Consider the following 11,131-nt stretch of genomic DNA (forward strand, 5'->3'; position numbering starts at 1 on the left):
CCGCGTTGACCCGAGGCGGGTCTAGGTTGAGTAGCCCGCGAAGCGCGCGTATCGAAACCTGAAGACTGACGGATACCGCGCGAGCGGCATCCCGAATCCTCCGCACGATGGCCCCCGGCACACGCCGGGGGCCATCGTCGTTCCCGCTCTGCGCGCCGAAACAGGCGACGTCGCCGGCTCGAACTACCGTGGAGGGTGGGGAGGGAAAGGGGCGGTATGGCGCGCATCGGCGGTCGCAACCTGTGGCTCGCGTGGCCTGCGGGTCTCGCGTGCGCCGCGACGGTGGCGGCCCTCGTATGGCTCGCGGCACCGGCCGTGCCGGGGACGATCGTCTTCGTCGGCGACACGCTGCGCGCCGCGACGTCTGCTCCCCAGGCCATCGCGGCCCAGCCGGTCGGCGCGGCGGCGCTCGACCTCTCGACCGACGTCGACTGCCGCGACCTGTACCCCGCGATGCTGTGGGGCGAGCTGGCCTGGACCCGCGACGCGCTGCTCGACCAGAACCACGCGGCGCCCGCGACCGCTGTGACGGCGCTCGTGGACGCCCTGCAGCCGACGGTGCGCGTCACGTGCCTCTGGCGCGGTCCCGCGGGCACGATCGTCTCGACGCTGTCGGTCGTCCCGGCGGACGCCGCGACGGTCGCCGACCTGTCGCTCCGCGGGCAGGGCTTCACGTGCGCCGCGTTCGGCTCGGGCATCGCGTGCCGGCGGGAGTCGGGCGCCGTCGTCGAGGAGCACGCCGTGCGCGACGGCCTGTGGCTCTCGAGCGTCGAGACGACGTGGCATCCCGAGGACTACGGCGACCGCCTCGCGGCGTTCGTGTGGAGCTGACTCAGCCCCTGTCTCGATACGGCTCGTTCAGCCCCAGATCGAATCGATGATCGCGGCGGTGTAGCCGGTCGGGGCGAGGTTCGAGTACTGCGTGTCGATGAGGATGTCGTCGCGCCAGAAGAGCGTGCGCCCGTCGGTCACGGGGTAGGTCTCGTTGGGCCACGTCTTCTCGCAGCGCGTGCCGCCGTCGGGCGTGTAGCACGTGAAGCCCTCGTCGTTCGCGAGCTGATTGAGCATGTCGAGGGCGGGACCGCGCGACATCGAGCTGATCTCGGTGCGCAGGCCCGTCGTGTCGGCGGCGGGATCGGCCCAGATGCAGATGAGGCTCCCGTCGGGCTGCACGCCCGACGGCCCGAAGGCGGGGTCGTTGAGTGGGACGTCCGCGAGCTGCGCGAGCACGTCCGCCGTGAGGATCGCGCGGCAGTCGTCGGGGACCGCGGCCGCCGCGCCCGTGGACGACGAGCTCGGCGTCGGGGTGGCGCCGCCCGTCTCCTCGCCGGGCGTCGACCCCGATGCCGAGGACGAGCCCGAGGTCGAGCCGCTCGAGGGCGTGTCGCCCGGCGAGGCGCAGGCCGTCAGGGCCGCGACGAGGACGAGGGATGCCACGGCACCGACGAGCGCGGCGCGGGCGGGACCGGTGCGTGCCATGGCGCTCACCCTAGCCGGGGGGCGCCGCGCGAACGGGGGCGAATCGCCGCGGCATGCCTCCCGAGGCATGCGGGATCCCCGCGCTACCCTCACTGTGCGGGGGCGTGCCCCGTGTGAGGAAGTGCATCCGATGAGTGACTCGAAGTCGACCTACGGCGAGCCCGTCGACGAGCCGAAGCCCGTCGACGACGATGTCGTCGGCCGCGTCAACGAGGGACTCGCCGATGCCGAGGCCGCGGGCCGCGAGGCCGTCTCCGGCTCCGAGCCCGAGCAGGAGCCCGCGCGCGAGCAGGAGCCCGTCGCCGTGGAGCCCGAGCCCGCCGTCGCGGAGCCCGAGCCCGCCGAGCAGTCCGAGGCTCCCGTCGTCGCCGAGGCGTCGGCCCCCGAGACCTCCGACGACGAGATCACGGATGCCGCGTCCTACATGGCGGCCTACCGCGCGGCAGGCGGCGGCGACGAGACCCCCGCCGCCGCGCCCGAGAGCTCCGTCGCGACGCACGCGTACGAGACCCCCGTCGAGGCCCCGGCCGACGCCTACGTCGTCGCGCCGAGCGAGCCCGTCGCGCACAGCGAGCCCGTCGCCCCCGTCGGCTCCGTCGCGCCTCAGCCCATCTTCGTGCAGGCCCCCGAGCCGCCGCGTGCGCGCGGCAACCGCGCCGCCGCAGGCGCCATCGGCCTCCTCGCCGCCCTCAGCTTCGCCGTGCTCTACCTCGGCGTGTGGCTCGGCGTGGGCCTGCTCACTGACGACATCGCGCCCGACGGCATCGTCAGCGCTCTCACGACGGCGGTCTCCTCGTGGGTGTTCTGGGTGCCCGTCGTGCTGTTCTTCATCGGCTTCTGGCTGCTGGGCGCCATCATCAACCGCGGCCGCTGGGGCCACTGGGTGATCTTCGGCATCTTCGTCGGCGTCATCAGCTGGTTCGGGTACGTCGTGGGTCTCCTCTTCCAGGCGCCGTTCTGGATGCTCACCCCCACCGAGGGCGTCGAGCTGATCCGGGACAACACGTTCGCGCCGCTGGCCGTGGGCGCCTTCATCATCGGCCGCGAACTGACGATCTGGTTCGGCGCGTGGGCGGCGGCGCGCGGCAAGCGCGTCACCGAGCTCAACGTCGAGGCGCAGCGCGAGTACGAGCGCACGCTCGAGGCGGGTCCGCAGCTCTACCGCGCGTAGTCCCTCCGACCGCACGGCGGCGTATCGTCGAGAGGTGTCGGAAGATCGCGCGCCCGAGCACGGGCATGTCCGGCCGGTGGTGGCTCTCGGGCTCGCCACGGCGGGGTTCATCGCGCTTCTCATCGCGGGCCTCGGCGTCACGAGCCTCGTGCTCGACGCGGATGTCATCGACGTCCCGGGCCTCGGTCAGATCCCCGGGATCGTGGGGACGGCCGCGACGACGGCGGTCTTCGCGCTGAGCCTGTGGATCGCGCTGCGGCGGCGGCACGCCGTCCTGCGCGGTGCCGTGGTCACGATGGTGCTCGCGACGCTCGCCTACGTCGCAGGAGTGTGGTTCGGCGCACTGCTCGCGGGCGCCGAGCTCGGGGCGGCCGGGGACGCGGCATCCGGTGTCCTCTTCTCCTGGTTCTCGGTCGTCATCGCCGCGTCTGCGTTCGGGTCTGCGGCGGCGGGGATCGCGCTCGTCCGCACCGACGCGCAGCGCCCGCGGTGGCGCTGGGAGGACCCGTTCGACGAGTGACGCGAGAGACGGCTTCCCCGCACTCGATCCGACGAGTGCGCGTCAGGCCGCCTCAACCGGCACTCCACGGGATAGCGTGGACGCGTGGAGCGGTCGCTCGAGACCCAAGTGAGCCAGGCAGTGGATGCCTGGCTCAAGTGGCTTCCCCGCTGGGAGCCCTCGACGCACCGCGGCAGGGTCGCTCCGTGCCGACGCTGCTTCGGGTCTCCGATTCTCTCGGCGGCGGGTCTCGGGGGAGACGTTCCGCACGGAGTGCAGCACGGACTCTCGACGAGGATCAAGACGATCGTCGACCACGCGGTCGCCGAGTACACGGCGCGCAACCTCCCGATGCTTCAGGCCGAGCTCGACCAGCAGGCTACGCGCAACCGCGCGCGCGCCTACCGGCCCGGCGAGGGCCTCGAGCCCGAGTTCGAGGGGCTGCCGCTCGACCCGGATCCCGTTCCCGGGGCGCCCTTCCTGTTCACGATCGCAGGGATGGCGGAAGAGGCGGACTCCGACATCCCGGCGCTCCCGCCGCTCACGGACGAGGCGAAGGCGGCGCTCCGCCAGGAGGTCGGGCTCGCCGACGACTACGCCAACATGGTGGGTCGCGAGGTGTGCACGATCCTCCTGCACCACCGTCTGCGCATCCAGGCGGCGATCGGACAGTACGTCGAGCCGCAGATCGAGGCGCTCCTCCAGGAGCTCACGCGATCGCTCGACGCGCCCTTCGATCCGAACGAGCCGCCGAGCCTGTAAGGGGACCCAGGACCGCTCAGCGGCGTTTGTTAGCATTGCCCAGTTTGCGGAGCGTGCGGCATCGGGCCTGGCGCGACGCCGTCGGATTCCAGGGGAGGACCGCGTGGCAACTCGCCTCCCCTCGGCGCCCCCGATTCTCCCGGGACTCACCTACATTCGGCCGCTCGGCTCGGGCGGCTTCGCCGACGTGTTCCTCTACGAGCAGGACATGCCGCGGCGGGATGTCGCGGTCAAGGTGCTGCCGAGCGACGTGCGCGACGCCGACCTGCGCCGCATGTTCAACGCCGAGGCCGACGTCCTCGCGCACCTCTCGGCGCACCCCTCGATCGTGACGGTCTACCAGGCCGGCATCTCGGCCGACGGCAGGCCCTACATCGTCATGGAGTTTTGCCCGGGGTCGCTCGCGCAGCGCTATCGGCGCGAGCGCATCCCGGTGCCCGAGGTGCTCGAGATCGGCGTGCGGATGGCGAGCGCGCTCGAATCCGCGCACCGTGCGGGACTCGTCCACCGCGACGTCAAGCCCAGCAACATCCTCGTGACGACCTTCGGGGCGCCCGTCCTCGCCGACTTCGGCATCTCGTCGTCGCTGTCGCGCGCGACGGCCGACGAAGTCCTCGCGATGTCGATCCCGTGGAGCGCCCCCGAGGTCGTCGGCGAGCAGACGGCGGGCTCGGTCGCGAGCGAGGTGTGGAGCCTCGGCGCGACCGTCTATTCGCTGCTCGCGGGGCAGAGCCCGTTCGAGCGTCGCGAGCGCGGTCAGAACACCAAGGAGCAGCTGCGCCGCCGGATCGCCCGCGCGACCTACACGCCCGTCCCGCGCACCGACGTCCCCGCGTCGCTGCAGGACGTGCTCGCCCGCGCGATGAGTCGCGACCCCGCGCGCCGGTTCGCCTCCGCGCGCGAGTTCGCCGAGGCGCTGCGCGGAGTCCAGAGCGAACTGGGCATGTCGCCGACGGCGCTCGAGGTTCCCGTCGACGAGTGGAGCGCGGCATCCGCTCCCGTCGACTTCTCCGATTCGACGATCCGCGGGGCGGCGCGCAGCACCGTCGCGCACGAGGAGCGGCGCAAGACGCGCTACGAGACGAGCGTCGCGGGCCTCGCGCGCGACGAGGACACCGCGATCTCGGGACCGGAGCGCGCGGGACGCGGCCTGCTCCCGTGGATCGTGGCGGGCGTCGCGGCGGCCATCGCACTCGTCGCGGTCGGCGTCGCACTGCTCTCCGCGGGAGTGCTCTGAATGCGTCGCCGCTCGCTCGCCGGCGTCGTCGCCGCCGTCGCCTGCCTCGGTCTCGTCGTGACGGCGAGCATCGTGTGGCCGGGCCTCGACGCCCAGGAGACCCCTGAGGTCGACACCGCCCTGTGGGCGCTGCAGACGGGGGAGGGGCTGCACTACGCGCGCGTCAACACGGCGGTCGGCGAGCTCGACACGGTGCGCAGCATCAGCAATCCGAGCGAGGTCGCCCAGACCGACGACGGCGCCTACGTCTTCTCGGACAGCTACAGCAAGCTCACCAGGATCGACGCCGCGATGCCCGTCGACCTCGACGAAGAGACGCTGCGCGCCTCGCCGTCGACTCCCGCGGGCACGACCGACGTGGCGACCGCGGGCGACTTCGTCGCGTACCGCACGGACTCGGGAGCCGTCTTCGTCGGCCGTCTCTCGACGGGGCAGGCGACGCAGATCGATCCCTTCCCCTCGGACGCCGAAGACGCTCCGCAGTACACGGCCGATGCGATCGCGGTCGATCCGCGCGGCCTCCTGTTCAGCTACTCGCGGGCCGACGCCTCCGTCCTGCGCTACGACATCCCCTCTTCCGAAGTGCGGGGTCGCGACCCGCTCGAAGCCGACGGGCTCTCGTCTCCCGTCATCACGGCGGGCGGCGACGAATGGGTCGTCGTAGACGCGGACGACGGGGACGTCTGGCTCGCGGGAGCGGATACCGCCGAGCGCGTCGACGCGACGGGTACCGTCGTCGTCGGCGCCCCCGACCCCGCCGGCGAGGCTGTCTATCTCGCGACCGAGACGGGCCTCGTGCGCGTGCCCCTGGACGGCTCCGCCGTGACGGAGGAGGTCGGGGCGGGCGCCACCGTCCTCGGCGAGCCCGCGCGGCCCGTCGTCCACGACGGCGAGGTCTTCGCCGCGTGGCTCGCGCAGGGCGCGACCGAGGGCGTCCTGTGGAACTCGGGCACGGGCCGCACGACGGTGCTGGACTACGCCGGCCGCGCACTCGGCGACGACCTGCGCCCGCGCTTCGTGACGGGCGGCACCTCCGTCATCCTGAACGAGACGCGCAGCGGCTGGGTGTGGACGGTCCCCGACGGCGACCTCGTCGAATCGAGCCAGGACTGGACCCTCGACGACCGCACGAACGAGGATGCCGAGCCGAGCGACGAGCAGCTCACGATCATGATCGACCCCAAGCCGCCCGTCGCCGAGCCCGACGCCTTCGGCGTGCGCGCGGGGAGCCTCGCGAGCCTCCCCGTGCTGCTCAACGACCACGACCCCAACGAGGACGTGCTCTCGATCGACCCGGCGTCCGTCACGGGCCTGGACCCCGGATTCGGCACAACCTCGATCACCGACAACGGGCAGCGGCTCGCGGTCCGCGTCGCGCCCGATGCCGTGGGCTCGGCGACCTTCTCGTACGCCGTGACGGACGGCACGAGCCAGGACGGCCTCGTCTCGCAGCCCACGACCGTCACGATCGAAGTCGCGCCCGAGTCGCGCGACACGGCGCCGGTGTGGTGCGGCGTCGAGGGATGCCTCCTGCCGTGGCCCGAGCCGCAGGTCGCGACCGGCGGCACCGTGACGATCCCCGTGCTGCCGGGCTGGGTCGACCCCGAGGGCGACCCGCGGTTCCTCCTCTCGGTCGAGAACCCCTCGGGCCGGGGGAGCGTCGCGTCGACGCCGTCGGGGGATGTCGTCTACCAGCACGACGACGACGGCAGCGGCGGCGAAGAGCTCGTCGAGCTCTCGGTCACGGTGTCGGACACGCGCGGCATGACCACGACGGTCCCGCTCGTCGTGCGGGTCTCGCCCGAGCCGCAGCTGCAGGTGCAGTCGTTCGCCGTCGTCGACTCGATGGACGCGGGGCTGACGGTGGATGTCGCGCCGCACGTCACGGGAACGGCGGGCGCGCTCGCGCTCGAGTCGGTGCGCGTGCTCGACGGGGCGCCCGCGACCGCGACCGTCGTCGGCGGCACGACGAGCTTCGACTTCTCGGCGCAGGTGCCGGGCACGATCCGCGTGGGCTTCACCGTGACCGACGGCATCAGCGATGCCGACGGCACCGCCCGCATCACGATCCTGCCCGCCGACGCACCGCCCGAGCTCGCGACAGCGCCCGTCGTGGCGTTCGTGCATCCCAAGCAGGATGCGACGCTCGACGTCTTCGACGCCGTGTCGAACCCGACCCGGCGCGTCCTGCTGCTGAGCGATGTCGTCGTGCACCCCGACGCCGGGGCATCCCTCTCGGTCGACACCGTCGGCCAGAGCCACCTGCGCGTCTCGGGCTCGACCGAGACGGGGGCCGTAGGGCGCCTGGGCACCGTCACGTACACCGTGAGCGACGGCACGGAGGACCGCGGAGCGAGCGTGCAGGGCGAGGCGACCGTCTACCTGCTCCCGCTCGCCCCCGAACTGGCCCCCATCGCGGTGGACGACACCGTCGTCGTGCGCGCCGGCTCGCAGATCGACATCCCGGTCCTCGACAACGACATCGCCCCGTCCGGCGGCCGTCCCACGCTGGATCCGTCCTCTGTCGTGTCGTCGACGGATGCCGCGCTCGCGTTCGCCTCGGGTGGCGTGCTGCGCTATCTCGCGCCGAGCGAGCCGGGCGAGTACGGCATCCGGTACTCCGTCTTCACGACGGGCGCCCCCGCTCTCGCCGACACGGCCGACGTGCGCATCCAGGTGCTCTCCGACGATGCGAACCGCGCGCCGCTGCCGGAGACCCTCGAGGGCCGCGTGCTGAGCGGGCAGTCCGTGCTCGTCGAGTTCGACGGGTTCGGGATGGACCCCGACGGCGACGTCGTGACGCTCGACCGGATCATGACGCAGCCCGAGACCGGCGCCGCGACGATCTCGGCGGACGGCGCGTCGATCCTGTACTCGAGCGTCGCGGGCCGGCCGGGCCAGGTCTCGTTCCGCTATCGGGTCGTGGACGCGTTCGGTGCGACGGGCGAGGGCACGGTCCGCATCGGCGTGCTGGACGGGGCGTCCAACCCGAGCCCCATCACGTACACCGACTACGTACAGGTGCAGGCGGGCCACGACAGCCGGATCCGGGTGAGCCCGCTCTCGAACGACCTCGATCCCACGATGGGCCGGCTCTCGCTGCAGTCCGTGCGCCCCGACCTGCCGGAGTTCCTCGGCGACGGAAGCCCGAACCCGGAGTTCGCGCGGCTCGACGACCTCATCGTCACGACGAACGACACGACGGTGGTCATCGGGGCGGGTACCCAGCCGGCCACGATGTCGTTCCTGTACGACGTCGTCTCGAGCTCGGGCAACACGGGCCGCGGGCTCATCGTGGTCAAGGTCGTGCGCGAGAGCGTGCCGGATTACCCCGTCGTCGCCGACACGGTCCTGACCATCGAGAACCGCGACGACTTCGAGGACGGCGTCGACGTGCTCGACGGCAAGGCCGCGTGGTCGGCCGGCGATGTCGAAGACCTCGCCGTGAGCCTGTGGGGCGATCCCGACGGCGTCTCGGTCGACGGCTCCGAGCTGAGCGGGGATCTGCCGGCGCGCTCGCGCGTCATCCCCTTCGCGGTGTCGGGTGCAGGACCCTCCGGTCCCGTCACGACCTATGCCTTCCTGCGCGTGCCGGGCGACGACGACCTCTCGCTGATCCTCCGGAGCGGCGCGCAGACGCCGCAGGCGACCGAGCTCGCGTCGGTGACGTTCGACATGGCGACGCTCGTCGCCCGCCCTCCGGGCCGGCGGATCGAAGTGGGCGACGAGGTGCGCGCCTCGGGGGCGCGGGCCGACGCATCCTGCGTCCTCGAGTCCGGCACCTCCGTCCGGTACGACGCGGGCGCGGGAGCGCCGTGGGCCGACGCGTGCCAAGTGCCCGTCCGCCTCGACGGGCAGAAGGACTGGACCTACCTCTCGGTGCCCATCACGGTGGTCCCCGTCGACCCGCAGCCCGTCCTGCACCCCGCCTCGCTCACGGTCGGGCCGGGCGAGACCGCGACCTTCGACCTGACGCTCATGACGACGTGGCAGCTGCGCGAGGACTGGGACGGCATCGAGTACGCCCTCACGCACACGGGCTCGGCGTTCCAGGTCGTCCAGGACGACAACATCGTCACCGTGACGGGCGCCGACCGCGCAGTGCCGGGCGCGGAGGAGGTCGCCCTCGTCGACGTCGCGAGCCACCCGGACGTGCCCTCCGCGCGACTCATCCTTCGCGTCGGCGCGGCGCCGTCGACGCTCCCGCAGGGGGCGTCGGTGACGCAGCAGTGCTCGCAGGCCGCGGGCACGTCGTGCGCCATCACCGTCGTGGGCGGGCCCGGCGAGGTCAACCCGCTCCCGCGCACGCCGCTCGAGATCGTCGACGTGCGTGCGACGGGCGCGTGCGCGGGGGTCGCGTTCGAGCGCGGGTCGGCCACGACGATCGTCGCGTCATGGACGGAGGATGCCGCGGGCGCGACCTGCACGGCGTCCTTCTCCGTCCAGGACGCGCAGGGCCGCCGGACCAACGCCGACCGCGACGGCCGGCTCCTGCTGGATCTGCAGGGCTTCCCGCGCGCGCCGGCGGGCCTGTCCCAGACGGCGTACGACGACGGCACGCTCACGCTGCGCGTCGACCCGGGGGATGCGCGCGCCGCCTACCCCGCGCTCACGGGGTTCGTCGTCCGCCGCGACGACGTCGAGGTCGCGCGGTGCGCTCCCGACGGCACGTGCCCGGTCATCTCGGCCCCGAACGGCGAGCAGCGCACGTACGACGCCGTCGCGGTCAACGCCGTCGGCGAGTCCCGCACGGGCGTGCAGACGGTGGGCTGGGCCTACCGCGCTCCGCGCCCGCCGCAGTCCGTCACGGCGTCGCCGGTCGTCACCCCCTCGGGCGAGGGCGGCGTCATCTCGCTCTCCATCGCGGGCCTCGAACCCGATCAGACGGGGGCCGTCGAGATCACGGCGGCGGGGGGCGAGACGGCGCGCATCGACGTGCGACCGGGGCAGGACCGCGTCGACCTCGCGTCGTACCGCCTCGGCTCCAACTCGTCCTCGCCCGTCACCGTGACGCCGCTCTCGCGATTCGAGCTGCCGCCGGGCCTCTCGGGCAGCCAGTCCGGCGCCGCCGTCACGATCGGGGCGAACGGCATCGGCGCGCCTCGCGATCCGGTCCTCACACTGAGCGCCGAGTCCGCGGGCGACGGGACGTCCACCGTCACGGCACGCGGGGCGGCCGCTCTCAACGGCGACGGCTCGGCGCTGCGCTACGGCATCGTCCGCGACGGCGACGTGTGCACTCCGACCCCGGACGGCGCGGTCGCGGTGTTCTCCGGCCTGCCCGACGGCGAGGAGTACCGCTTCGAGCTGTGCGTCGAGTCCTGGTACGACGGGTCGTCTTTCGGCCGCTCGACGACGACGCAGAGCGTGCGGGCCGTGCAGAGCGGGAAGGCGCCCAAGGGCTGGACCTTCGCGGTGGACGGGCAGCCCGATGTGCGCGACGGCCGGGCCGAATGGATCGTCCGCGCCCAGCCCACCTCGACCGAGCGCGTCCCCAACCGCAACCACGTCGAGTTCTCCGGCTGGCCGACCGGCGTCTTCGATCGCGATCCCGCGATCCAGGTGCGCTACGTGCACGACGTGTGGGGCACCGCGACCCCGTGGGCCACCGTGGTCCCCGCCGCGGGGAGCGCCCCGTACCAGCTGCAGGCGTCGTGGTGGGTGCAGTCGTGCGCCGGCGGCGCGACGCTCGACGTGCGCGGGGACTCGTCCAACACTGCGCAGGGCAAGGCCGTCGTCGGCTTCTCGAACGCGCAGCTGGTCTACTACGACCGTGACGACGCGATCCTGCCGCACATCCCCGACACGTGGGACGTCCCGCGCGGCGCCGTGCGCGTCGAGGGCATCGGCGTCACGGCGAGCTGGTCCGCCCAGGGCTGGGGGCTCTCCGACGCGACGCGCACGATGAGCGCGACGTGCGAGCCCAACGATCCGCCCGGCCAGAATCCCGCCCCCTGATCCTCCCCCTCGCCCGAATCCCCTC

The 11,131-nt window shown here is 73.0% G+C and carries 7 protein-coding genes; 6 read left to right on the plus strand and 1 reads right to left on the minus strand.

Annotation, left to right across the window (positions count from 1 at the left end; all coding sequences use genetic code 11):
- The first annotated feature begins 216 nt into the window (after positions 1 to 216).
- Entirely contained in the window at positions 217 to 831 is a 615-nt protein-coding gene (locus MJ607_RS10780) for a hypothetical protein (protein WP_243075595.1), read from the plus strand.
- Between the two features lie 27 nt (positions 832 to 858).
- Here the strand turns inward: MJ607_RS10780 and MJ607_RS10785 are convergent, their stop codons facing one another.
- Positions 859 to 1,479: a hypothetical protein gene (locus MJ607_RS10785; protein ID WP_243075596.1), complete on the minus strand. Its 621-nt coding sequence runs from the start codon at positions 1,477 to 1,479 to the stop codon at positions 859 to 861.
- A 130-nt stretch (positions 1,480 to 1,609) separates the two neighbouring features.
- On the opposite strand from MJ607_RS10785, the gene MJ607_RS10790 reads away from it, so the two are divergent.
- From MJ607_RS10790 to MJ607_RS10810, 5 genes are all read left to right on the plus strand, one after another.
- Positions 1,610 to 2,650 carry an ABC transporter gene (locus MJ607_RS10790; protein ID WP_243075597.1) on the plus strand — a complete coding sequence of 347 codons (1,041 nt, stop codon included), beginning with the start codon at positions 1,610 to 1,612 and terminating at the stop codon, positions 2,648 to 2,650.
- A 34-nt stretch (positions 2,651 to 2,684) separates the two neighbouring features.
- Positions 2,685 to 3,170 carry a hypothetical protein gene (locus MJ607_RS10795; RefSeq protein ID WP_243075598.1) on the plus strand — a complete coding sequence of 162 codons (486 nt, stop codon included), beginning with the start codon at positions 2,685 to 2,687 and terminating at the stop codon, positions 3,168 to 3,170.
- A gap of 84 nt (positions 3,171 to 3,254) precedes the next feature.
- On the plus strand, positions 3,255 to 3,911 hold the full coding sequence (locus tag MJ607_RS10800) for a spermidine/putrescine ABC transporter substrate-binding protein (RefSeq protein ID WP_243075599.1): 657 nt from the start codon (positions 3,255 to 3,257) through the stop codon (positions 3,909 to 3,911).
- A 103-nt stretch (positions 3,912 to 4,014) separates the two neighbouring features.
- Entirely contained in the window at positions 4,015 to 5,148 is a 1,134-nt protein-coding gene (locus tag MJ607_RS10805) for a serine/threonine-protein kinase (RefSeq protein WP_243075600.1), read from the plus strand.
- Positions 5,149 to 11,106, plus strand: a complete 5,958-nt coding sequence (locus MJ607_RS10810; protein ID WP_243075601.1) for an Ig-like domain-containing protein — start codon at positions 5,149 to 5,151, stop codon at positions 11,104 to 11,106. It abuts the gene before it with no gap.
- The last annotated feature ends 25 nt before the right edge of the window (positions 11,107 to 11,131 follow it).

Origin of the sequence: Microbacterium sp. SS28 (genome assembly GCF_022761035.1) — a bacterium.
Classification (GTDB): Bacteria; Actinomycetota; Actinomycetes; order Actinomycetales; family Microbacteriaceae; genus Microbacterium.